Genomic DNA, 22,887 nt, shown 5'->3' with positions numbered 1-22,887 from the left:
ATCGTGCTGTTAAAACTCAACGGTGGCAGAATCGATCCCGCAGGCTTTGGCGTAACGCGCAATGGTTTCAAAGCTGGCAGAGGTAATATTCTTTTCCATGCGCGAAACCGTGGGCGGTTTTACCCCCATCCGCTCAGCCACTTGTGCACTGGTCAATCCGGCATGCTGCCGCCACGCTTTGAGCAAGGCTTGCATACGGTCTTTTCGTTCCTCTGCTTCCCAGGCTGCGCGGTATTCAGGATCCTGAAGCATTTCTTCATGTAGCTGATTATGGGTTTTAAATTTCATTGAGCATCTCCTCCAGACGACGTAACGCTTTTTGAATCTCAGCTTCCGGGGTTTTTTGACTTTTCTAAATGAAAAGCTGCCACATATATCGTGGCGGGCCAGGTCTGCAGGAGTGTATTAACTCAGGGAGATTGAGACGCCCGATGCGATCAAAGCTTCAGGCGCTGGTCTATGAAAGTTTTGATTCGATCGGGCGTGTTGATATCACCTCACGCCCGGCTTTTAACCCATCGGATGCGCTGGCTGAGGCTCCAGAGCATCAGTGCGGCGAGGGCGATGCTGCCGAGCACGGCGAAAGCGACCTGATAAGACCAGGCGGCGGCGATGCTGCCGGTCAGTGCCGGACTGCATGCCGCGCCCACGCCCTGCATCAGCATGACGAAACTCTGGCCGGCATTGGTGTGTCCGCTGCCGTCAAGCACGCTGACGATGTAGCCCGGTACTGCCACGCCCAGCAACCCGGCGGCCAGACCATCAAGAATCTGTACCGGTACCATCGCATAGGTGCCATCGAACAGGGAGGCGATGCCGGCACGCACCGGCAGCACCACCAGCGCGAGGGTAATCAGCAATGGAAAACCGAGGCGGCTGGCGTTTCGGGCGGCGAATAACGCCACGGGAATCATCACGCATTGCGAAATCACCACGGTTGCAGCGGTATAAACACCGGGGCTGAGCTGTCCGCTGTGCGTTGCCGCCGCGCGAATGCCCAGCATCGGCAACAGCGCGGCGTTGCCGAGGTGAAACAGCAGCAGCGTCAGGCCGGTAATCAGCAGCACCGGATTGCGCAGCAGGGCAGAGAAACCAGGAAGCTCTGCGGCCTGCTGTCCGGCACCGCCGCGCGCCGCGCGGTCATCGATCGCGTTACGCTGAATGGCGGCCACGGCAAAACATGCGCACAGTGCCATCGCGGTCATCAGGATAAAAACCGCATCGGTGCCCCACAGCCAGACGGCAAACCCGGCAAACAGCGCGGCAGTCATATTGCCGCCATGATTGAACGCCTCGTTTCTCCCCATCTGCTGGCTGAACCCCTGAGAGCCGGTCAGGCCGAGGGTGACGCCGGTCAGTAACGGGGCAATAAGCGCGGCCGCGAGACCGGTAACCACCTGCGAGCCAACCACCACTCCACCGTAAGGAAACCACCACAGCATCAGGGTGGCCAGCGTAATGAGCAGTGAGGCCAGAATCAGCAGCCCTTTTTTATGGTGCGTGGCATCGGTTGCCAGACCCGCCGGCAGCGTAGCCAGCAGACCGGCTAAACCGCCGGCAGTCATCGCCCAGCCAATATCATCCGCTCTCCAGCCATGCTCAGTAAGAAAGATCCCCAGGAAAGGGCCGAGTCCATCCCGCACGTCGGCCATGAAAAAATTGACCAGACACAACGCCTGGAGGGACCGCAAAGCAGCGGGATGCGCTATCGGATTTGCATTCATGTTGTGATGAAGAAAGAGTGGAAGATGGTGACAAGCATAGAGCAGCAATGTGACATCGTAAATTAGCGCAGCGCGATTGGCGCACCGCTCGTACTGCGCTATACATCGCCCGCCGACTCACGGATAATTTGCTGTCTTACGCCTTTACAGAGATAAGCAATGCTGGAAAATCATCCGTCGCGTGACGCCATCAGGCTGGAGAATGTGCTGGCCGCGCTGGGCAATCCGATGCGCATGGCGGTCGTCGCGCTGCTGGCACAGGGGGAGGAGCGCAGCTGCGGTTCGCTGCTGCAAGGCGTGTCCAAATCAACCTTAACCCACCACTGGCGGGTACTGCGTGACAGCGGCGTAATCTGGCAAAAACCCTCTGGCCGCGAGAATCTACTGTCACTGCGGCGCGACGATCTGGACGCGCGCTTTCCTGGTCTGCTTGATGCGCTGCTCAGCGCCGCCGTTGACGATGCCGCCACCCGAAGCGCGCTGCAGGCTTTTCAGCACGCGGAGTAGCGCCCTTTTCGCCGGAGCGGCTGCAATTGCAACAGCCTGGCGACAGCGGCTGCTGCATCCGCAACAGTCATTCCTCATCCTTTCATCCAGTTAGCCGGCAAATCAGGCGCTTAATCCCTGCCAGGAACTGGCACGCTCACTGCATAGCCTCTTATAGCCAAAAACATTAATGAAGATAATTTTCCGTTAATCCAGCTATAAGAAGTCTCAGGAGAAACCTATGTCACAGGTAAAACCGCTGCAGTTTGCTTACTGGGTGCCTAATGTTTCAGGGGGTTTAGTCATCAGTCAGATCGAGCAGCGCACGCGCTGGGACGCGGAGTACAACCGTGAACTGGCGAAAATCGCTGAACGCGCTGGCTTCGATTATGCCCTGACGCAGATTCGCTTCACCGCCGGCTATGGCGCGGATAATCAGCACGAATCAGTCACCTTCTCTCAGGATCTGCTGAGCCACACCACAAAACTCAAAGTGATTGCCGCGCTGCTGCCGGGGCCGTGGAACCCGACGCTGGCGGCGAAGCAGATCGCCACCATCAGCCATCTGTACGGTCCGCGCATCGCGGTGAACATTGTCAGCGGCTGGTTTCGCGGCGAGTTCAAAGCGATTGGTGAACCCTGGCTCGATCACGAAGAGCGCTATCTGCGTTCGGAAGAGTTTATTCGCTGCCTGCGCGGCATCTGGCGTGAAAGCAGCTTCAGCTTCGCCGGAGATTTTTATCGCTTCCGCGACTACGCGCTCAAGCCTAAACCGCTCGATCCGCTGCCGGAAATTTTTCAGGGCGGCAGCTCGCGCGCCGCGCGGGACATGGCGTCACGGGTGTCTGACTGGTACTTCACCAACGGCAACACGCCACAGGGTGTACGGCAGCAGGTGGACGATATCCGCGCCAAAGCCGCCGTCAATCAGCACGCCGTTAAAATCGGCCTGAATGGTTTTGTCATCGCCCGCGAGAGCGAACAGGAAGCCCAGGCGGTGCTGCAGGAGATCATTGCCAAAGCCAATCCGGATGCAGTGAAAGGCTTTCAGCATGAGGTGAAAAATGCCGGCAGCGCGTCGCCGGAAGGCGAGGGCAACTGGGCCAAATCCTCCTTTGAGGATCTGGTGCAATACAACGACGGTTTCAAAACCAATCTGATTGGCACGCCGCAGCAAATTGCTGAGCGCATCATGGAGCAGAAACGCGCTGGCGTGGATTTACTGCTGCTGGCGTTTCTGCATTTCCATGAAGAGGTGGAGTTCTTTGGGCGTGAAGTTATCCCACGCGTGCGCGAACTGGAACGGCAGGAGGCGCTTAACGCCGTCACGGTCTGAGGTCAGATAGCGCGGTCGCGTCCGGCCAGCAGCGCCATCGCCATTTGCAGCGCGCTTACTGCCAACAGCATCAGCAGCGGGAGCTGCCAGCTGCCGCTGACATCATGCAGCATGCCGAAGCACAGCGGTCCCAGCGCCGCCAGCCCGTAACCCACGCACTGCGCCATGCCGGAGAGTTTCGAGGCCTGGCGATGGTCCCGGGTGCGTAAATTAAACAGTGACAGGCTGATCAGCAGCGAGGCGCCCGCACCGAGGCCTGCCAGAATCAGCCACAACAGCGACCATGCGGGTGCCAGCAGCAGGCCGGTCACCGCGATGAAGATCGACAGCGAAGCCAGCAGCCCGATCAGACGCTGATCGCGCAGCTGCTTCAGCGCCCGCATACAGGCCAGATTGGAGGCGATCGCCACGATTTGATAGACGAACAACATGCCGCCCGCCTGGAGCTGACTGATGCCATTATCCTGTGCGAACGGGGTAAACCAGCCAATCAGGGTATAAAACAGTAACGACTGGCTGGCCATGAACAGCGACACCTGCCAGCCGATCGCAGAACGCCATGGCGAACGCGTTACGGTGACCTTTGTTGCGCGCTGCTCACGCGTCGCGGGATTTTTCAGCTGCGGCAGCCACGCCAGCAGCGCGACCAGCGCCGGAATCAGCCAGACCGCCAGCGACAGACGCCAGCCGGCGCTGCTGAGTTCGGCCAGCGGCACTGCCACGCCGGAAGCGATGCTGGCGGTGATGCCCATGGTCATGGCATACAGCCCGATATAACGCGCGGTGTGCGCGGTGTAATCCCGCTTAATCAGCGGCGGCAGCAGGACGTTGGCCGCCGCGATCCCGCTGCTGAGAATCAGCGTCCCCAGCCACAGTGCCGTTTCGCTGCCGCTGATTCGCAGCAGTGAACCCAGGACGATCAGGAGTAACGCCCCCCACAGACTGCGCTCCAGGCCAAAGCGATTGCCGAACCAGGCGGCTGGCGGTGCCAGCGTGGCGAACATCAGCAGCGGTAAAAAGTTAATCACGCCGGCAGCGCTGGCGCTCAGGCCAAATGTCAGGCGAATATTTTCCAGCACCGGCCCGGTGGCGGTGATGGGCGTGCGTAAGTTGGCGGCGGTGAGTAACAGCAGCAGCAGGAAAAAGCCGGAACGACGCAGGGCAGAATCAGCAGATAAAGCGGTATGGGACATGTTTGCGCACCATGGAAATGAGGCAGAAAGGCTCTGCATATGGTGCGTTGATTGACGTTAACGCGTACGCAGCAGCCTGGACCGCTGAACCGCTGGCTATACTAACCAGCTGTTAAATCGATGTAAAGCAGAGCCACCCGGCCGCCATTCAGGATAACCTTCTTGCCGCTTTGCTTGTCTGACGGTGACATCACGCGTCTGTGACCTGGCTGGTATTTACGCTGCCGGTGCGTTTTTTTACCGGATACTTGCGCCTTTCGCTATCCACGTCCACCTTTATACTCTCACTCTTCGCAAATGGACCAATGATGCTCTGGTTATGGAATGCGCTTATCCTGCTGGCTACCGTGATACTGATGGAGATCGTCGCGGCGCTGTCGCATAAATACATTATGCATGGCTGGGGATGGGGCTGGCATTTGTCGCATCATGAACCGCATGAGAGCAAATTTGAGCTCAACGACCTGTATGCCGTGGTGTTTGCGCTGCTGTCGATTGGCCTGATTTGGCTGGGTGTCAACGGTGTCTGGCCGCTGCAATGGATTGGCGCTGGCATGACAACCTATGGCGCGCTCTATTTTATGGTGCATGACGGCCTGGTCCATCAACGCTGGCCGTTCCGCTATATTCCACGCAAAGGCTATCTGAAGCGGTTGTATATGGCGCACCGCATGCATCATGCGGTGCGGGGACGGGAAGGTTGCGTTTCCTTTGGCTTTCTTTACGCCCCGCCGCTGCACAAGCTGCAGGCGACGCTGCGCCAGCGCCATGGGCGTCGTGTCAACGCGGACGCTGCCACAGACCGGCAGGACGCGGCTGGGGATGAGCAAGGCGCGAAGTAAGCGCGACGCCGGCACCTTTCACCAGCAGCGCCAGCTTTTCGCCTTTACTGGTGCGCTGGCGCGCATCCCACGCCCGGGCACCGGCATGCTGCACCTTCACGCCAATTTCCCGGTAAACGCCGCGCGCGGTGGCGATCGCCCATGCCGAACGGAGCGGCAATCCGGGCAGCCCGCTGCGCGCTGACTGATAGTACGGCTCGGCCTCGTGCACCAGACGCGCTGCCAGCGGGGCCAGCGCTGCGCGATGTTGCGGATCGGCGAGCTGAGCGGCGCTCAGTCCGGCCTCATCCAGCCAGCTTTGTGGCAGATAGCAACGGCCATTCTCCGCGTCCTCAACGATATCCCGTGCGATATTGGTCAGCTGAAACGCCAGACCCAAATCACAGGCGTGATCGAGTACGCGCTCATCACGTACGCCCATCACGCGCGCCATCATTAACCCCACCACGCCGGCCACGTGATAGCAGTAACGCAGCGTGTCCCCGAAACACGCGTAACGTTCTTCACGCGCATCCATCGCAAACCCTTCCAGATGATCAAACGCCAGCTGCTGGGGAAGCTGATGCGTCAGCGCCACTTCCTGAAAGGCACGAAACGCCGGTTCATCCATGTGGGCACCGCTGTAGGCGCGGCGGGTTTCGATTTGCAGGTGGCGCATCCGCGCCTGGGCATCCGCCACCGCGTGCTGCGTGCCGCCTTCGCCCAGCGTCTGACCATCTATCACATCGTCACAGTGACGACACCATGCGTACAGCATCAGCGTACTGCGGCGCGTTGGAGGATCAAACAGCCGGGTAGCGCTGGCGAAACTTTTGGAGCCCTGCGCCATGGTTTGGGTGACCTGCTCAATCAGCGGCGGTTGGTTCATCCGGTCAGATCCTCCACCATCAACTGGGCGGTCGCTTTCGCGGAGCCGATCACGCCTGGCACACCGGCACCGGGATGCGTGCCAGCCCCCACCAGATAAAGGTTAGTGATGTCGGCATCGCGGTTATGCGGCCGGAACCAGGCACTTTGCGTCAAAATGGGTTCGAGCGAAAACGCTGAGCCCTGATGCGCGTGCAGCGTGTCGCGAAAATCAAACGGCGTAAACATACGGTGTGTCACTAACTGCTGTCGCAGACCCGGCATATAGTGCTCCTCCAGATAAGCAAAAATGCGATCGCGCAAGCGCGGTCCTTCCTGTTGCCAGTCAATTGCGGCGGTACCGAGATGCGGCACCGGCGCCAGCACGTAAAAACTGCCGCAGCCTGCCGGTGCCAGCGACGGATCGCTGGAGCAGGGCGCGTGCAGATACAGCGAGAAATCTTCCGCCAGCTGGCTGCTATTGAAGATCTCATCGATCAATTCACGATAGCGCGGACCAAAGCACACGGTGTGGTGCGCCAGCTGCGGGTGGGCATGATTAAGACCAAAATAGAGAACAAACAGCGAGTTGCTCATCCGCTTGCGCTTCAGCGTCGCCGCGCGTTTACGCGCCGCAGGGTGCTGGCTCAACAGGCGATCGTAGGTATGCACCACGTCAGCATTTGACGCAACGGCGGCGGCGGCAAAACGGCGCCCATCCTTCAGCTGTACACCGCTGATGCGGTTACCCTCGGTCTCCAACTGGCTGACTTCGGCGTTGAGCAGCAATTCACCGCCCAAATCGCGAAACAGTCGCGCCATGCCATCAACCAGCGCACCGGTACCGCCGCGCGGAAACCACACGCCCCATTCGCGCTCCAGTGCGTGAATTAAGGTATAGATCGAAGACGTTGCAAAAGGATTACCGCCGACCAGCAACGAGTGAAAGGAAAAAGCCTGGCGCAGATGATCGTCCTGAATAAATTTCGCCACCATGCTGTAGACACTGCGCCAGGCCTGCAGCCGACCCAGCTGTGGCCCGGCACGCAGCATGTCGCGGAAATGCAGAAAAGGCACGGTGCCCAGTTTCAGATAGCCCTCACGAAACACATCCTGTGAATAGGCCAGAAACTGGCGGTAACCGGCGACATCCTGCGGGTTAAAGGTGGCAATCTGCTGCTCGAGCTGTGTCTGGTTGTTGTCGTAGTCCAGCTGCCTGCCGTCTTCCCAGCACAGGCGATAAAACGGCGTCACCGGCATCAGGTCGACATAATCACTGAGTTGCTTGCCTGCCAGCGTAAACAGCGCCTCGATAGCGCTGGGATCGGTAATCACCGTCGGACCGGCATCAAAGGTAAAACCCTGATCCTGATAAACATAGGCGCGCCCGCCGGGCTTATCGCGCTGTTCCAGCAGCGTGACCGGCACGCCGGCCGCTTGCAGACGAATCGCCAGCGCCAGGCCACCGAAGCCTGCGCCAATCACATAGGTGCGTTTCATTATTTCTTCCCTGGTAACGGAGAGGTCATCATCAATGCGCGCAGCGCTTCGCCGAGAGGGACCGGCGGTTTGCCGCACAGAATGCGTGCTTTATCGCTGAGGCGCAGTTGCCCGGCGTAAAAGCGGCTAATCAATCCGGCATCAAGCCGGTAAAAACGCTGCATCACGCGCCAGCGCTGTTCAGGCCGTCCGGCAAGAAACAGCATGCGATTTAACAGACGGAAAAAGCGCTGCTCGCGCCAGTGCTGACGGGCAAAGGATTCGATGCAGTGGCTCAGCGTGTGGGCATCGGCGGGCAGCGTGCTGGCAATCTTCTCCGCCAGCGCCACTGCCGCAGGCAGCGAGTAACCGGTGGTGGCGTGAAACAGTCCGGCGCGCAGCCCGCTGCACGGTTGTCCGTGCTGCTGTTGCCAGAACTGATCGATATCGCCGCTGAGCGTGATCGGCAGCGAGCCGTGCTCCTCGCGCAGCAGCTGGCGCAGATTCCAGCCGCGCTGGTGGGCATAGTCCGTGATGTGCCGGCGCGCCTGTGCGGCATCCAGCGTGGCATGGTTGATATAATGGGTATCTTCAATCAGTAGACGGCTGGCACTGAGCGGCAGGGTGTAAACAAAGCGATAACCCTGCTGCTGATCGACGCTGGCGTCCATCAATATTGGCTGCTGCAGGCCATGCGGCGCGGCCAGCTGCCACTCCTGACCGACAAATGCCTGATAGCCGAGCTGCAGATGCGGTGTCGGCTGCAGCCCGCGTCCGTCAATCACCGCCTGCGCCTGTAACATCCCGCCATCTGCCAGTCTGACCCCGGTGGGCGAGACGTCGCTGACCGGCGCTGCGGTGCGTAGCGCGGCACCGAGCACCTGCTGCAAGTGCCGGGCAAAATCCTCCGAGGCAATCGAGCAATATTCACCATCCAGCTGGCGACGCAGGGTGGGGAAGCGTACCTGATAACCGGGCCAGCGCGCCGAAAGCAGCGGTTCGAGCCAGCGAAACTGCGCTTCGCTGACATCTTCGCGATGGAACGACCAGGTATGATTGCCGGCCGGCTGCGCCTGACTCTCCAGCAGCAAAACCTTAAGTGCGGGCTGCAGCTGGCGTAAACGCAGCGCAATCAGCCCGTTGGCCAGGCCGGCACCGACCAGAATGACATCATAAGGTGCACGCATCAGGTGGCCTCAGCCAGCACGATTTGCTGCTGACACAGCGCCTGCTCGACAATATCCGCCGCGCGCGTACAGCCACCGGCCCGCTGCAGCTGCGCCTGAATGGCTGACATGCGCAGACGATAGCGATCGTCACTCAGTAACTGTTGCAGGTGTTGCTCCAGTTGCGCGACGCGGCTGAAACGTGAGGCGCGCCGGCCGACGCCGTGCCACTCAATACGTGCCGCCACGCCGGGCTGATCGAAGGCGATCGGCAGCGCTAGCATCGGCGTGCCGCATTCCAGCGCTTCCAGCGCACTGTTCAGACCGGCGTGAGTGATAAACAGTTGCGCATGCTGCAGCGCCGCCCGCTGATCCACAAAATCGGTTACCCACGCAGCACCGGCCAGTCTGAGCTGATGTGCCTGGCTGGCGGTCAACCCGCCACAGTGTGCCACCACCAGCGACAGCTGCTGATTGCGGCAGGCCTGAGCCAGATGCAGAAACAGGCGAAAACGATGCCCCTGTAGCGTGCCCAGCGAGGCATACACCACCGGCTGGCGCAGCGCTGGCCAGGGAGCGGCGAGCGCGCCGCTAGCGACCTGGGTCCGCAGCGGGCCCACGCTGTGATAGCAGGCTGGCAGTTGCTGGCGTGGAAAATCAAAAGCGGGCACCAGCTGACTGATTTGCGCCAGCGGCGACAGACACTGATGTAAGCCATGGCGTTCGGGCAGGCCGAAGGCGCGCGCATGACGAGCGATGACAGTGCCATGACGACGCATGATGCGGTCGTAGATGTCGCTGCTGGCCTGATAGCGCTGCAGCGCTTTCTCATCCTGAGCAAAGCGAAAGGGCATTACCGCCAGCGGAATGGCCGCTTCACGATTGACCGGCAGCGCGCAGGCCACCGACACGAACGGCAGCTGTAACGCTTCTGCCACCAGACCGCCAGCCGCTTCCATTTGGTCGGCAATCACACCATCGACCTGCAGCCGTTTCAGCACCGCGGGCAGTTCGCGGCACAGCATATCGGTGCTGCTGGCCAGATCGTGAATCACGTGAAACAGCGACAGCCCGCCCGGTGCGGCCAGCCGCCTGAGTTCGCTGGAGAGCGATCCGGCAGGATGCGTGCGCTCGCCGACGGCCACAAAGGCAATGCGCTCGTCGCTCAGCAAGGTGCGTGCATCACTTTGCTGGATAAAGGTGATGCGATGTCCGCGCGCCAGCAGCGTTTGCGCCAGCGCCTGCAATGCGTGAAAGTGGCTGTAGAGCGGTGGCGCAATAACGGCAAAATGCCCCATAGGTATGACCGGCTTCAGTTAAACATCGCCAGCTGTTGATTAAACAGGGCGTGCATATATTGACGGGTGGCGACACCGCGATGGCAGGCGCAGGCAAGGTGTGCATCGGCGCTGCTTAGATGGTCGCGCAGACGACGTTCAGCCCCTTCCGGGCCCAGCATCTGCACCAGAGTGGATTTGCCCTGATCCTGATGACAGTCCTTGCCGGTGTGTTTAGAGCCATCTGCCAGGTCGTCCAGTAACTGGAATGCCTGACCTAAATCCTGCGCAAAATAGCTTAAACGCTGACGCACCTGCACTGACGCATCGGCCGCAATCGCCGCCATCTGCAGCGTGGCGCGAAACAGGACGCTGGTTTTCAGTTCATTGGTCAGGGTGATGGCTTCCGGACTGCGGCTGTGTGCGCCGTCATGCAGATCCTGGAACTGACCCTGAACCAGTCCCTGCAGGCCCACGGCAGAGGAGAGCTCGGCAATGGCTTCGGCTTTGTGCGTTGCCGGCAGACCCGGCGCGAGTGCAATCACCTCAAAGGCGCGGCTGAGTAGCGCGACCGCTGCCAGGATCGCAACGTTTTCCCCATATTCACAGTGGATTGCCGGGCGCCCACGTCGCATCCGGGCGTTATCCATTGACGGAATGTCGTCAAGGATCAGTGAGGCGGCATGCACCATTTCGACCGCACAGGCAAGATCAAGGATGCCCTGCTGCGCCACGTCACAGCCCATATCGCGTGCTGCCAGCAGCAGCAAGAGCGGACGAATACGTTTGCCCGGTGCCAGCGTGCCGGCACGCATCGCGGCCCGAACGCGATCGGCCTGCTGCCCGGCAGGCAATAAATGTTCAAGATGGGCCTGCAATGCGTGATGCAACTGAAGGAGATCGCTTTCCTGGCTTGCTGTGGTATCGACATGGGCGGTCATAGCGGCTTTCCATGGTTAGTTAAATTCTTGTGCTTTTTCAATTAACCGTAGACCCGGTAAGGGGAGTGCGCCAGCGAGCGAAGCGACTTTAACGCACCGTCACGCTTTTTTTATTTATTGAATAATCTGAGAAGTAATTCCTATGACCCTCAGGCCAGTTTTCGCTGCGGTGACTGCTATGATGACGGGCAATCAGAGGAGACAGCTATGACGACGCAAAAAGTGGCGGTAATCGGTGCGGGTGTGATCGGCCTTGCCGTAGCGTGGGCGCTGGCAAGGCAGGGGGCGCAGGTGACCCTCTTTGACCGGCAACACATGGGCGCGGGCACCAGCAGCACCACATTTGCCTGGGTGAACTCCAACGGCAAACAGCCTGCCAGCTATCACCGCCTCAACGCGCTGGCGATGGAGGAGCATATCCGGCTGCAGCTGACGCAGACTAATGGCGTGCGCTGGCTGGAACCTTGTGGCACCTGGGAGTGGGCCGGCGCGGGTGAAGCCGAACAGCAACTGCAGCAGCGTGCCACCGCCTTGCAGGCCGCTGGCTACGCGGCACGGCAAAGGACGCTGGCCGAGCTGCAGCAGGAAATTCCTGAACTGCGCGCGTCTGCGGTACACGGCAGCATCTGGCATTTTCCAACGGAATCAGTGCTCTATCCGGCGCTGTATCTGGCACGGCTGTGGTCAGAGGCGCAGGCGCACGGCGCGGTACTGCATCAGCATCAGGCGATTCAGCACATCAGTGAAAATGCGGAAGGCGTGACGGTGCAGCTGGAGCAGGGTGAGCAGTGGCAGGGTGATCGTCTGGTGCTGGCGACCGGACGCTGGGCCAATCAGCTGCTGCATACGCTTGGTCTGGAACTGGCGCTGATTGACACCAGCAAGCCTGATGCGGTGGCCTGCAGCTTTCTGGCGCGCACTGCACCGCAGCCGTTATCGCTTGGCACCAACCTGATTTCTCCGCAGCTGAACGTGCGGCCGGACGGCGGCGGGCGGTTACTGTTACAGGCGCTGGATCTCGATCATCTGGCCGATCCGGGCGCTCCGCCGTCGACTCATGGCGCCATCGCCGATCAGTTTCGTGAGCGCTACCGTGCGCTGTTTGCCACGGCTGGTGCGTTGCAGATCGAGCAGATTGTCGTCGGGCAGCGGGCGCGTCCGGCTGATGGTTTGCCGGCACTGGGCTTTGTCACCCCGCATCAGCGCGTGTATGTCGCGGTGACGCACAGCGGCATCACGTTATCACCGCTGATTGGCCGGCTGGTGGCGGAAGAACTGATCGGCGACAGTCCCAGCGATCTGCTGAAAGAGTTCCGGCCACAACGGCTGATCGGCAAAACCGCCAGCGCATTTGCACCGATTCGGCGAAACTTTCCGGCGGCACAGTGAGCGAAGCGATGGTGCAGACCACAGGGTAGCGGGTTGATTAATTTTTAACCTGAATTAAGGCGTAGGCTGATCGCGATCAAAAAAACATCAGCCGGGCTGCTCAACCATGGAAGGCGAAACATAAGCCAAATGGAGGTGAGTATGCGTACCACCCTGATGACGCTGCCGCAGATGGCGCATTACCTTGATATCCCCTGTACCACGCTGGCGCGTGCTATGTGTAATCGTGGCACGCTGGAAAAATTGCCGCTGCCGGCGGCGGTTGATGGCAGCCTGCCGCTCTCCTCTCGCTGCTGGTCACGCGAAGAGGTCAGGCAGTTTCGCCATCGGCTCCAGCGCCGCCGCCATCAGCGCTAAGCGAATCCAGCCGGTCGTCCTGACCGGCTGAATATCAGGCGGCGACACCATTCGGCCGTGCAGCGACATGACCGGCCCACAGGCTGGCAACCCACTTCACACCTTTCGCGGTAAACCGTGCCTGCGAAAAAGCATGCTGGTTTTCGCCCATTCCGCTGCGCAGTGCAAAATAGCCAGCCTGCAGATGGTGCTGCTGCGGCGTCAGCGCGCCTTTGTCACGGTACATAATGTTGCGCTCAAGCAGAAACTGCCGAAACTCCGGCTCTTTCACCTTGAGCATTTTGCACAGCTGGCGAAAACCCAGCGACTCATGCACATCCACAAAGCGATCAAAGAATTCTGCCTTTGGGGCCGTCAGCGCCAGTTGCTGTTCCGCCGCACGGCGTTGCTCAAACTGTTCTGCCCAGGCACGTGCCGCTTCCGCCGGATTGGTGAAGTCGGGCAGATGGGTGAATTTTTCCCGCTCCTGCCAGCGGTCCAGTAGTTCGGCGGTAAAGCCAGGGGAAAGACGAGCAACCGTCAGCAGCGAGTCACGTTTATTCAGCTGGAACTCCTGACGTGTCTCACCTTCATGCTCGTAATGATTCACCGTGACAGGCTGGGAAAGGCGCTGCGCGGTTTCCAGGCTTTTAATCAGGCGCTTCACTTCGCCATGCGTGATGCCGGTTATTCTGGCAATTTCACGGCTGCTCATCAGCAGAGTTGCGTTGAGAGCAGCAAGACTTTCCGTTGAGATCATCATCAGTATCACCTCTTACAAACGTGGAACAGTCCATCAGACTGCTGGATAAGTATACAATATACTGTTTGCATATCCAGTATTATTTTTAGCCGTTACTGTAAGAAATGCCTCTCTGCGAGATATCGCACAAAGCGCAACTGCGCCGGACCCCGCTCTGCACCCGATACCGATACGCTTGCCTATTCGACTATTACTACCAGGCTTAAGCGATTCAGGTTAAATAAAGACAGCCTTTCGTTACGCTTATTTATGAGGAGCTGATTATGAAAGCGTTAACTTATCATGGCCCACATCGGGTGCGCGTTGAAACTGTTCCTGACCCGATTTTAGAGCAGCCGGACGACATTATTTTACGCGTCACCGCGACGGCAATTTGCGGCTCCGACTTACATCTTTATCGCGGGAAAATTCCCGGTACCGATCACGGTGATATATTTGGTCACGAATTTATGGGTGAAGTGGTGGAAGCGGGGAGTGAGGTTACCAATGTGAAAATTGGCGATCGCGTTGTGGTGCCCTTTGTTATTGCCTGTGGCGACTGTTTCTTTTGTCATCTGCATCAGTATGCGGCCTGTGAAAATACCAATAGCGGGCGCGGTGCTATTTTAAACAAGAAAAATATTACCCCGCCTGCAGCGTTATTTGGCTACAGCAAACTGTACGGTGGCGTGCCGGGCGGCCAGGCGGAATATGTACGGGTGCCAAAAGCCAATGTCGGGCCATTTAAAGTGCCGCTGGCGCTACCGGATGAGAAAGTGCTGTTTCTCTCCGATATCCTGCCCACCGCCTGGCAGGCAGTGCAAAATGCCGGGCTGGATAAAGGCTCCAGCGTCGCCATTTTTGGCGCCGGCCCGGTCGGGTTACTGAGCGCCGCCTGCGCGCGCCTGGTAGGGGCGGAAGAGATCTTTATGATTGACCACAACGCTTATCGACTGGAATTTGCCCGCCAGCGTTATGGGGTTACGCCGATCAATTTTGATGAAATCGACGATCCTGCTGGCTGGATCATTGATCACACCCAGGGCCACCGGGGCGTTGATGCGGTAATCGATGCGGTAGGTTTTGAAGCCAAGGGTAGCCTGACGGAAACGGTGATGAGTAATCTGAAGCTGGAGGGCAGCAGCGGGAAGGCGCTGCGGCAGTGTATTGCGGCGGTACGCCGTGGCGGTGTGGTCAGCGTGCCGGGCGTGTATGCCGGCTTTATCCACGGCTTCCTGTTTGGCGATGCATTCGATAAAGGACTGACGTTTAAAATGGGCCAGACGCATGTGCAGGCCTATTTACCGCGCCTGCTGTCGCTGATTGAGCAAGGGCTGCTGACACCGGAAGAGATTGTGACGCACCATATGCCGCTGGAAGAGGCCGCGCGCGGCTATGAAATCTTTGAAAAACGTAAAGAGGATTGCCGCAAAGTGATTCTGGTGCCCGGTATGGCCAGTACCACACCGGCGGCCTGAGTGCTGACAGGCTGCCTGACGGCAGCCTGCTTCTGTGGCTTAACGCACGATATCTTCATCGCGGTCGTTGAGCTCAGGTAGTGCAATTTGCCGTGAGGGCGCGTTATCGAGCCGATCGCCATAATCAGCACTGACATCGGGCAGGCTGGTAAACTGGCCATCGACGAACAAAAAGCTCAGGTGTTTTTCCACCTCGGCCAGTAATTCGTCCACTTCCTGCTCCGTTTCTCCCCCGGCATCTTTACCGTCAAGCTGCCAGCGATAACGATCGCCCACTCTTTCCGCACCGCCAATATCAACGATGTGGCCATCAATATTTTCCACCAGTAAACGCTGACGGGAAAAATAGAGTAAATAGGGCATCCGATCGCGGTTGTTTTCTGACATAACATAACTCCTTCATGACGTTACCACGGTTAGCGCAGAAAATAATAGCGAAACGCAAATACTGCCCAATATACCGCGTTCAGACCTAAATAAGCCCAGCACCCCCAATAAGCCACAGGCTCGCGGCGGGTGCGAAGTTTAGGTAAGAAAGCCAGTAAATAACCGGCTGCAGCAATAAGCGAAACGAAATAAAGTAGTTTCATGCGCTCTCCTGAATTTATTATCGTCTGATAAGCATAGTCAGGATAAATAAGGTTGGGGATAGCGCAGGACATTCTTATCGGTGGCGATGGCAAAGATAACGGACGTCAGCCAATCAGCGCTTTAGCTTTAGCGCGAATCTCACTCAGTTCCTCGGCGGTCACATGGCTTTTTTTCACCAGTTTTCTGGCGCGCCAGTCGATGGAGGTGACCTGATCGGCCAGCGCCACACTATCACGGCTACCGGTAAGGGAAACTTCAAAAGGATAGCCTTTGACCTGGGTGGTACACGGGACGCACAACAACATGCCAACCTTGTTGTTATAGGCAAAGGGACTCAGCACAACCGCAGGACGATGGCCGCCCTGTTCATGGCCGAGGGTAGGATCAAAATCCAGCCAGATGAGATCGCCTGCATCGGGAACAAAACGTGACACCATCAGATTCTTTCCTTGCCCACTGAAGGTCCAAAATCAATTTTATCATGGACGTTATCGTCGGTGATCTCGTCCAGCAGAGCGTCCAGCGAATACACCTTTTCCCTGAGCGGCACAAGGATCAGCTTGCCATCTTCAACGCTGAGCTCCAGTTTATCGTCCACGCTGAGCGACGCGGATTGCATCACGCTGGACGGGATGCGAATCGAGGGACTGTTGCCCCATTTCTTTAAAGTGACGGTCGTCATAACAGGCCTCCGAAGAATGTGTATACATTGTATAGCCGTGATGATGTTGATACAACGTATAAACACCTTCAGCCTGACATGTTAAGAAAGCGGCAGGATTCAGCGCGCCGTTAACTGTTGCAGCGCCGCTGCGCTGGCGGCATCATCCGGCACATACACCAGCAGGCGGTCGCCGTTGCGTGACGCCGACCACCAGTTGTTCTGGCGCAGCGTCATTTCGCCTACTTCGGCACGGTAAAAGCGTTTTACGCGGTTTTCCACCTTGCCCAGTTCGTAGCGCTGCCAGGTGTGCGCGAACTCATCGGAACTGTTCAGCAATCGCGCCAGAAAGCTTTCCCAGTGCGGATCGCCCAGATGCTCGCCCATCTGACCGCGAAACATCGCCACCATCTGCGGCATCACTTCGTCCCAGTCGGTCATCACGTTGCGCCAGCCGGCATGGTTGAACGCCAGCCAGATACAGTTGCGATCTTCCGGCGCGATCTGGGCTAAATCGACGCCCATCAGTGCACACCACGCCTGGTTATAGCCGAGGATATCGAAGCGCGGCGTTTCGATGATCGCCGGCAGCTGAATGGCATCCAGCATTTGCTGATTATGTCCGGCGAGTTTGCAGCAGGCAGCGGCGACGCGCGTCGATGGCAGGGTGTGTCCGGCCAGCGAGAAAAGATGCTGTGTCTCTACATCATTGCATTGCAGGGCGCTGGCGATGGCCGTCAGCGTTTTGGTGGAGGCTTTGATATCGCGCCCCTGTTCCAGCCAGGTGTACCAGGTGACGCCGACATCCGCCAGCTGCGCCACCTCTTCACGGCGTAAACCCGGCGTGCGGCGCTGACGCATACGCGGTAAACCGAGGCGGTTAGGATCCAGGCTCTCGCGGCGCGTACGTAAAAAGGTACCGAGTAATTTACGGTTGTTCAGCTCAGCGGGTGTAAGGGTTTGCGCGGTGCTCATCAGCAGCTCTCCAGACGAGACGGGTAGAATTTATACCATGATAATCAAGAACTGGTACCCGTTTAACGGTTAGGTGATGCTATGCCGTAGTGAAACTAAAAACAAGGTTAACGCTATGCAGACATCGCAACTTCAACGTGCAGGACTGGTGGTCCTGCTGGCCGGGCAGCTATTGCCGATGATCGACTTTTCCATAGTTAACGTCGCGCTGGATGCGATGGCACAATCGCTGCGTGCCTCGCCGATCGCGCTGGCGCTGATCGTGGCGGTGTACGGTATCGCTTTTGCTATTTGTCTGGCGATGGGCGGACGCCTGGGCGATAACTTTGGCCGCCGTCGCGTGTTTCTTGCCGGCGTCTGGATTTTTGGCATTGCGTCATTATTGTGCGGCATCGCTAACAGCGTCGGCATGCTGATGTTTGCGCGCGCGCTGCAGGGCGTCGGTGCCGCTTTTATGGTGCCGCAGATTCTTGCCACGCTGCACGTTACGCTGCAGGGCAGGGCGCATGCGCGGGCCATTGGCCTGTACGGCGGTATCGGCGGGCTGGCTTTTATTATTGGCCAGGTGCTGGGCGGTTTTTTGATCAAAGCCGATATTGGCGGCTACGGCTGGCGCAGCGTGTTTCTCATCAACCTGCCGATCTGCCTGTTCGTCCTGCTGACCGCGCGCCGCTTCGTGCCGGAAACGCATAACCTCAAGCGGGTGCCGGTGGATGTGAGCGGTACGCTGCTGCTGGCCGGCGCGATCGGCTGTCTGATGCTGGCCCTCGCGCTGGGGCCGCTACTGCACTGGTCGTGGCCGTGCCTGTTACTGCTGGTGCTGTTTCCACTGTTTCTGCATCGGCTGCGCCACAGCGCGCTGCGACTGGAAGCCGCTGGCGGATCGCCGCTGCTGCCGCCCTCGCTGCTGCGTCTTTCCAGCGTGCGTTTTGGTCTGACGCTGGCGGTGCTGTTCTTCTCCTGCTGGAGCGGCTTTATGTTCGCGGTGGCGCTGACGCTGCAATCCGGCATCGGCATGACCGCTTTCCAGTCCGGCAACGCGTTTATTGCCCTGGGCGCGGCCTATTTTATCGGCTCAATGCGTACTACCCGCATGGTTGAGCGTTATGGTAAACGTGCCACGTTACTGTCTGGCTGTGCAATTCAGATGGTCGGGCTGGTGGCGCTGATCGCGACGCTGCAGCTGGCGTGGCCGCAGGTGGGCATTGTTACGTTGATTCCGGCCACCGCGCTGATAGGCTTTGGCCAGTCGTTTATTGTCAGCACCTTCTACCGCATTGGCATGAGCGGGGTGCCGCATCATCAGGCCGGCGCAGGCAGTGCGGTGCTGTCCACCGTGCAGCAATCGGCGCTGGGACTGGGACCGATGCTGCTCGGCGGCGTGTTCACGCAGATCAATCAGCATGGTAATCATCTGGCAGCCATCAGCGGTACGCTGACGGTGGAGTTGCTGATGATGGCACTGCTGGTTGTGCTGACCAGCGTCAACCGCCGGACATTCCAGCCGGCGACGGCTGAAGGCTGACGCCGGAGGGAAAAAGTCAGCCATTCTGATCACCGTAAACACTGACCCTGCAAGGTAATAACAGGTTTTGGGCCGGGTGCGCATTGGTGCGCCCCGGCATCTAAAAACCGCGCCGCGCTTACGTTTCCGCCAGGCGTAAACCGCTTTCGGCATCGAACAGATGAATTTTTTGCGGATTGAAACCGATGCGCAGCGTCGCGCCACTGCTGGCCGCATGCCGTCCGGCCATCTGCATATGCAGCGCATGACCGTGCCAGTCAAGGTGCAGCAGAGTTGATTCCCCGGTAATCTCCACCACGTTCACCCTCGCAGGCGCGCCGTCCTGCACTTCGCACAGATCGTGCGGGCGCACCCCCAGCGTCACGGCAGCGCCTTCACGTTCCCGTGCCACCGCCTGCCACTGCGCTGGCAGCGGCTGCCACCAGTCCTGACACTGCACGCCCGGCACGCCATCGTGCGTCAGCAATTGTGCCGGTAACAGGTTCATGGGCGGCGAACCAATAAAACGCGCCACAAAGGTATCTGCCGGACGATCGTAGATCGCCAGCGGTGCGCCCTGTTGCACGATGCGTCCCTCTTTCATCACCACAATCTGGTCGGCCAGCGTCATCGCTTCTACCTGATCGTGCGTGACATACACCATGGTGGTTTTGAAACGCTGATGCAGCGACTTGATCTCGGCGCGCAGCTCCATGCGCAGCTGGGCATCAAGGTTAGAGAGCGGTTCGTCAAACAGAAACACCTGCGGATTACGCACCATGGCGCGGCCCATCGCCACGCGCTGACGCTGCCCACCCGATAGCGCGCGCGGGTAGCGTTGCAGCAGCTTATCAATGCCAAGAATCGCGGCGATGCGCGCGATTTTCTGCTGCTGCTCATCGCGGCGTACCTTCTTCACCTGCATGTGAAACGCCAGGTTTTCGGCCACCGTCAGATGCGGATAAAGCGCATAACTCTGAAACACCATCGCAATGTCGCGATCGGCGGGATCGCGATCGTTAATCTGCACTTTATCCATCAGAATCGCGCCGTCGGAGAGACTCTCCAGTCCGGCGAGCAGGCGCAGCAGCGTCGACTTGCCGCAGCCGGACGGGCCAACCAGCACGGTAAAGCTGCCGTCGGGAATGGTCAGGTCGAGCGGATGCAGCACCGACTGTTTACCGTAGCGCTTGGCCACTTTAACGAGTTCAACACCGGCCATAATTTAAAACTCCTGTGCGCATAGTTGCAGTTGTTGCCAGTCGGGATAGCGACGTGGCTGCGTGCTGATTGCCAGTGAGGCCACCGCAATGCCCCATTGCAGCGCGGTGGCAAGATCCTGCTGATGCAGCAGCGCGGTAAGAAAACCGGCGTTAAAGCTGTCGCCGGCACCGATGGTGTCGACCACCGCGACCGCGCGACCAGGCTGTTGCAGGCTGTGCTGATGTTGCCAGCAGCCCGCGCCCTGCGCACCGCATTTCACCACGCAGCCGCCGCGCCCGCTGAGCCGTTGCGCCAGCAGGTGCGCGCCGGTGTGCAGATCATCTGCGCCACTCAGTCCGAGCGTTTCGACTTCATTGAGCAGCAGCCAGTCGCACTGCGGCAGCCAGCGGGCGATCTGCGCGCGTACCTCATCGCTCCAGCCCTGCGGCGGCCAGCCGGTATCGACGGCGATGATAAACCCGCGCTGCTGCAGTTCGGCCAGCAACTGCGGATAGTCGTCATACAGTTGCAGGCAGAGAAACGTGCCGCACAACAGCACGATATCGCCGCTGCTGGCTTGCGCCGGGAGCTGGCTCAGCACGTCCTGCGCGCTGAGCCGCACAATGTGACCGAGATTGCTGAGGAACGATCGCTCGTGATCGGAGTGCGTGACGCCAACGGTGAGCGAGGTTTCGCAGGGATAGCGTGTCCAGTGCGCCGCGCTGTGCGGAAAATGGCTCGCCAGCCATGCGCTAAGGCCGTCATCGCCCTGATTAGCGACGGCGCGATGGCGCACCTGCATCGCTTCCAGCGCCAGCGCGCAGTTGCCTGCCGAACCGCCCGGACGCAGCTCACTGTGCTGCAGCATCACTTCGGTGCCGCGCTGCGGCCAGCTGTCCAGCGTACCCATGATGACATCGACATTGATATTGCCCACCACGTAGAGCGTGGCGCGGGCTTCCTTATTGCTCATCATCCTTTGCTCCCGCCACTGGCAAGGCCGCTGACCAGCGTTTTTTGCAGCCAGATAGCGATAAAGAGAGGAGGAACCGACGCCAGAATGCCGACGGCGGCAATCAGCCCATCGTCGGTGGCGCGGCCTGCGGTAAAGCCGGCAATGGTGACCGGCAGGGTTTGCGCGGCGATGTTACTGGTGAACAGCAGGGCGTAGAAAAATTCATCCCACGCCAGCAGCCAGCCAAACAGCGCCGCCGCGCCCAGCACCGGTTTCGCCAGCGGCAGCGTAATGCGCAGCAGCACCTGCCAGACGCGCAGGCCATCAAGACGCGCGGCCTGTTCGATATCCTGCGGCAGGGCATCAAACTGGTTTTTCAGCATCCAGGTGAGAAACGGCAGAATCAGCGAGCAGTACACGATGATCAAACCGGGTCGGGTGTTGAGCAGATCGAACTGCTGCAGCAGAAAGTAGAGCGGCAGCACAAACGCTACCGGCGGCACCATATAGATGGCCAGAGACGCGAACAGCCAGCCGTCACGGCCGCGATAGCGCGAGAAGCTGAACGCTGCCGGGATCGCCAGCAGCAGGCACACAAGCGTTGCGCCGGTTGCCACCAGCAGGCTATTACCCAGCGCATGCAGGAACAGCGCGCCGGGCTGGCCGGGTTCCAGCGAGATCAGCCTGCCGTAGCGGCTGAAATCCCACTGGCGCGGCAGCCACTCCAGCGGCACGCGTGTCAGATCGCTGGTGGCGCTGACGCTCATCAGAAACAGCCAGCCCATCGGTGCCACGACAGAGAGCGCCACCAGCAGCGCCGCCGCGTATTTAGCGCAGGTACGCAGTTTAACCTTCATAGGCACTTCCCCGACGGCGCTGCCGCCACAGTAATAGCATGTAAAGGGTGATCAGCACTGCGCACAGCAGCGTCATTAACATGGCATAAGCCGCACCACTGCCGGCGCGCAGGTAGCTGAAGGATTCCTGATAGACGTAAAAGCTCAGCGTTTTGGTGCTGTCGACCGGACCGCCGCGCGTCATTACATAGATGATGTCGAAGATCTTAAAGGCGTCGATGGTGCGTAACACCAGCGCCACGCTGAGCGATCCGACAATCGCCGGAAAGGTGATGGCACGGAAACGCCGCCATGCCGATGCGCCATCCAGTCGTGCCGCTTCGTAGAGATCCTCCGGCACCGACTGCAGCGCCGCCAGCACCAGCAGCGTCACCAGCGGATAGTTTTTCCAGATGTCGGCGAACATTACCGCGTTGAGCGCGGAAGCCGGCGACCCCAGCCAGCTGCGGTAGCCATCAATGATACCGAGCTGCGTCAGCAGGGCGTTGATACTGCCGTAGTCCGGATTGAAATTGAGGCGCCACATCATGGCGTTCACAATGGTTGGCAGCGCCCACGGCAGAATCACCAGCACGCGCAGCACGTTACGTCCGGCGAATTTCTGGTTGAGCAGCAGCGCAACCAGCACGCCGATGACGCCTTCAATCGCTACCGACACCACGGTGAAGTAGAGCGTGCGCCCCAGCGAGGTCTGGAAATCCGCATCGGTAATGGCGTAGAGATAGTTCTCCAGACCAATCCATTGCGGCGCTTCACCGCCGCTGCCAATCAGCGCGGCGTCGGTAAAGCTCAGCCAGATAGTGCGCAGCAGCGGCCAGGCGGTGAGCAACAGCATCACCAGTAGCATGGGTGCCAGCAGCACCCACGCCTGCCGTTGTTCGCGTTGACGCAAACTCAGCATACTGA

General features: G+C 59.3%; 25 protein-coding genes. 7 read left to right on the top strand and 18 right to left on the bottom strand.

Annotated elements, in window-relative coordinates; translation table 11 throughout:
* Nucleotides 1-9: 9 nt before the first annotated feature.
* Both AC6I79_RS22950 and AC6I79_RS22945 read right to left on the bottom strand, forming a co-directional pair.
* Nucleotides 10-288: a helix-turn-helix domain-containing protein gene (locus tag AC6I79_RS22950; protein WP_159377604.1), complete on the bottom strand. Its 279-nt coding sequence runs from the start codon at nt 286-288 to the stop codon at nt 10-12.
* A 209-nt stretch (nt 289-497) separates the two neighbouring features.
* A complete protein-coding gene (locus AC6I79_RS22945; protein WP_058758987.1) occupies nt 498-1,724 on the bottom strand; it encodes an MFS transporter in 1,227 nt (408 codons plus the stop codon).
* A 159-nt stretch (nt 1,725-1,883) separates the two neighbouring features.
* On the opposite strand from AC6I79_RS22945, the gene AC6I79_RS22940 reads away from it, so the two are divergent.
* A complete protein-coding gene (locus tag AC6I79_RS22940) occupies nt 1,884-2,231 on the top strand; it encodes an ArsR/SmtB family transcription factor (RefSeq protein WP_104093428.1) in 348 nt (115 codons plus the stop codon).
* A 220-nt stretch (nt 2,232-2,451) separates the two neighbouring features.
* Nucleotides 2,452-3,546 carry a dimethylsulfone monooxygenase SfnG gene (sfnG, locus tag AC6I79_RS22935; RefSeq protein WP_021508881.1) on the top strand — a complete coding sequence of 365 codons (1,095 nt, stop codon included), beginning with the start codon at nt 2,452-2,454 and terminating at the stop codon, nt 3,544-3,546.
* Between the two features lie 2 nt (nt 3,547-3,548).
* On the opposite strand, the gene AC6I79_RS22930 is transcribed toward sfnG, so the two are convergent.
* Nucleotides 3,549-4,739, bottom strand: coding sequence for an MFS transporter (locus AC6I79_RS22930; protein ID WP_159377605.1), 1,191 nt, complete (start codon nt 4,737-4,739; stop codon nt 3,549-3,551).
* A 308-nt stretch (nt 4,740-5,047) separates the two neighbouring features.
* On the opposite strand from AC6I79_RS22930, the gene AC6I79_RS22925 reads away from it, so the two are divergent.
* Complete coding sequence (locus tag AC6I79_RS22925) at nt 5,048-5,581, top strand: sterol desaturase family protein (protein WP_150360333.1); 534 nt, start codon at nt 5,048-5,050, stop codon at nt 5,579-5,581.
* Here AC6I79_RS22925 and crtB read toward each other — a convergent pair.
* The 5 genes from crtB to AC6I79_RS22900 are packed head-to-tail and all read right to left on the bottom strand — an operon-like array spanning nt 5,520 to nt 11,290.
* Nucleotides 5,520-6,449 carry a 15-cis-phytoene synthase CrtB gene (crtB, locus tag AC6I79_RS22920; RefSeq protein ID WP_166710545.1) on the bottom strand — a complete coding sequence of 310 codons (930 nt, stop codon included), beginning with the start codon at nt 6,447-6,449 and terminating at the stop codon, nt 5,520-5,522. The two genes, AC6I79_RS22925 and crtB, sit on opposite strands and share 62 nt — an antisense overlap.
* Nucleotides 6,446-7,927 carry a phytoene desaturase gene (locus tag AC6I79_RS22915; protein WP_132463314.1) on the bottom strand — a complete coding sequence of 494 codons (1,482 nt, stop codon included), beginning with the start codon at nt 7,925-7,927 and terminating at the stop codon, nt 6,446-6,448. The genes crtB and AC6I79_RS22915 overlap by 4 nt, the downstream gene beginning before the upstream one ends.
* On the bottom strand, nt 7,927-9,093 hold the full coding sequence (gene crtY, locus AC6I79_RS22910) for a lycopene beta-cyclase CrtY (RefSeq protein ID WP_166710541.1): 1,167 nt from the start codon (nt 9,091-9,093) through the stop codon (nt 7,927-7,929). The genes AC6I79_RS22915 and crtY overlap by 1 nt, the downstream gene beginning before the upstream one ends.
* Nucleotides 9,093-10,370, bottom strand: coding sequence for a glycosyltransferase (locus AC6I79_RS22905; protein WP_058776106.1), 1,278 nt, complete (start codon nt 10,368-10,370; stop codon nt 9,093-9,095). Before AC6I79_RS22905 ends, crtY begins: the two co-directional genes overlap by 1 nt.
* A gap of 14 nt (nt 10,371-10,384) precedes the next feature.
* A complete protein-coding gene (locus tag AC6I79_RS22900; RefSeq protein WP_022547229.1) occupies nt 10,385-11,290 on the bottom strand; it encodes a polyprenyl synthetase family protein in 906 nt (301 codons plus the stop codon).
* A gap of 117 nt (nt 11,291-11,407) precedes the next feature.
* Between AC6I79_RS22900 and AC6I79_RS22895 the strand changes: the two genes are divergently transcribed.
* A complete protein-coding gene (locus AC6I79_RS22895; RefSeq protein WP_328803061.1) occupies nt 11,408-12,679 on the top strand; it encodes an NAD(P)/FAD-dependent oxidoreductase in 1,272 nt (423 codons plus the stop codon).
* A 141-nt stretch (nt 12,680-12,820) separates the two neighbouring features.
* On the top strand, nt 12,821-13,036 hold the full coding sequence (locus AC6I79_RS22890) for a hypothetical protein (RefSeq protein ID WP_058781045.1): 216 nt from the start codon (nt 12,821-12,823) through the stop codon (nt 13,034-13,036).
* A gap of 34 nt (nt 13,037-13,070) precedes the next feature.
* Here AC6I79_RS22890 and AC6I79_RS22885 read toward each other — a convergent pair whose 3' ends face one another.
* Nucleotides 13,071-13,778, bottom strand: coding sequence for a phage antirepressor KilAC domain-containing protein (locus tag AC6I79_RS22885; RefSeq protein ID WP_058781046.1), 708 nt, complete (start codon nt 13,776-13,778; stop codon nt 13,071-13,073).
* A gap of 263 nt (nt 13,779-14,041) precedes the next feature.
* Here AC6I79_RS22885 and AC6I79_RS22880 point away from each other — a divergent pair, with 263 nt between their 5' ends.
* A complete protein-coding gene (locus tag AC6I79_RS22880; protein ID WP_058781047.1) occupies nt 14,042-15,235 on the top strand; it encodes a zinc-dependent alcohol dehydrogenase in 1,194 nt (397 codons plus the stop codon).
* Between the two features lie 39 nt (nt 15,236-15,274).
* Here AC6I79_RS22880 and AC6I79_RS22875 read toward each other — a convergent pair whose 3' ends face one another.
* The 5 genes from AC6I79_RS22875 to AC6I79_RS22855 form a co-directional block, all read right to left on the bottom strand.
* Nucleotides 15,275-15,622 carry a hypothetical protein gene (locus AC6I79_RS22875; RefSeq protein WP_021508894.1) on the bottom strand — a complete coding sequence of 116 codons (348 nt, stop codon included), beginning with the start codon at nt 15,620-15,622 and terminating at the stop codon, nt 15,275-15,277.
* A gap of 29 nt (nt 15,623-15,651) precedes the next feature.
* Nucleotides 15,652-15,825 (bottom strand): hypothetical protein, encoded by a 174-nt coding sequence (locus tag AC6I79_RS22870; protein ID WP_021508895.1) that lies wholly within the window; start codon nt 15,823-15,825, stop codon nt 15,652-15,654.
* A gap of 105 nt (nt 15,826-15,930) precedes the next feature.
* Nucleotides 15,931-16,263 carry an endoribonuclease MazF gene (mazF, locus tag AC6I79_RS22865; protein WP_159377611.1) on the bottom strand — a complete coding sequence of 111 codons (333 nt, stop codon included), beginning with the start codon at nt 16,261-16,263 and terminating at the stop codon, nt 15,931-15,933.
* The gene (locus AC6I79_RS22860) at nt 16,263-16,508 is read right to left on the bottom strand and encodes an AbrB/MazE/SpoVT family DNA-binding domain-containing protein (RefSeq protein ID WP_058770344.1); all 246 of its coding nucleotides are present in this window, start codon (nt 16,506-16,508) and stop codon (nt 16,263-16,265) included. Before AC6I79_RS22860 ends, mazF begins: the two co-directional genes overlap by 1 nt.
* 99 nt (nt 16,509-16,607) lie before the next feature.
* The gene (locus AC6I79_RS22855) at nt 16,608-17,462 is read right to left on the bottom strand and encodes a helix-turn-helix transcriptional regulator (protein ID WP_058770343.1); all 855 of its coding nucleotides are present in this window, start codon (nt 17,460-17,462) and stop codon (nt 16,608-16,610) included.
* Between the two features lie 115 nt (nt 17,463-17,577).
* Between AC6I79_RS22855 and AC6I79_RS22850 the strand changes: the two genes are divergently transcribed.
* Nucleotides 17,578-18,987, top strand: coding sequence for an MFS transporter (locus AC6I79_RS22850; RefSeq protein WP_159377612.1), 1,410 nt, complete (start codon nt 17,578-17,580; stop codon nt 18,985-18,987).
* Nucleotides 18,988-19,105: 118 nt separating this feature from the next.
* Here AC6I79_RS22850 and AC6I79_RS22845 read toward each other — a convergent pair whose 3' ends face one another.
* Genes AC6I79_RS22845 through AC6I79_RS22830 form a run of 4 tightly spaced genes read right to left on the bottom strand, consistent with a single transcriptional unit; the run spans nt 19,106 to nt 22,882 of the window.
* Nucleotides 19,106-20,188 carry an ABC transporter ATP-binding protein gene (locus tag AC6I79_RS22845; protein ID WP_159377613.1) on the bottom strand — a complete coding sequence of 361 codons (1,083 nt, stop codon included), beginning with the start codon at nt 20,186-20,188 and terminating at the stop codon, nt 19,106-19,108.
* Between the two features lie 3 nt (nt 20,189-20,191).
* Nucleotides 20,192-21,142, bottom strand: a complete 951-nt coding sequence (locus AC6I79_RS22840; RefSeq protein WP_413230759.1) for a carbohydrate kinase family protein — start codon at nt 21,140-21,142, stop codon at nt 20,192-20,194.
* Complete coding sequence (locus tag AC6I79_RS22835) at nt 21,142-21,981, bottom strand: carbohydrate ABC transporter permease (RefSeq protein ID WP_021508900.1); 840 nt, start codon at nt 21,979-21,981, stop codon at nt 21,142-21,144. The genes AC6I79_RS22840 and AC6I79_RS22835 overlap by 1 nt, the downstream gene beginning before the upstream one ends.
* Nucleotides 21,971-22,882: a carbohydrate ABC transporter permease gene (locus AC6I79_RS22830; RefSeq protein WP_282954463.1), complete on the bottom strand. Its 912-nt coding sequence runs from the start codon at nt 22,880-22,882 to the stop codon at nt 21,971-21,973. The genes AC6I79_RS22835 and AC6I79_RS22830 overlap by 11 nt, the downstream gene beginning before the upstream one ends.
* Between the last annotated feature and the right edge of the window lie 5 nt (nt 22,883-22,887).

Source organism: gamma proteobacterium symbiont of Scutellera amethystina, assembly GCF_059730845.1.
Note: the sequence above shows the minus strand (reverse complement) of the source record. Positions and strands in the feature narration are given on the sequence as shown.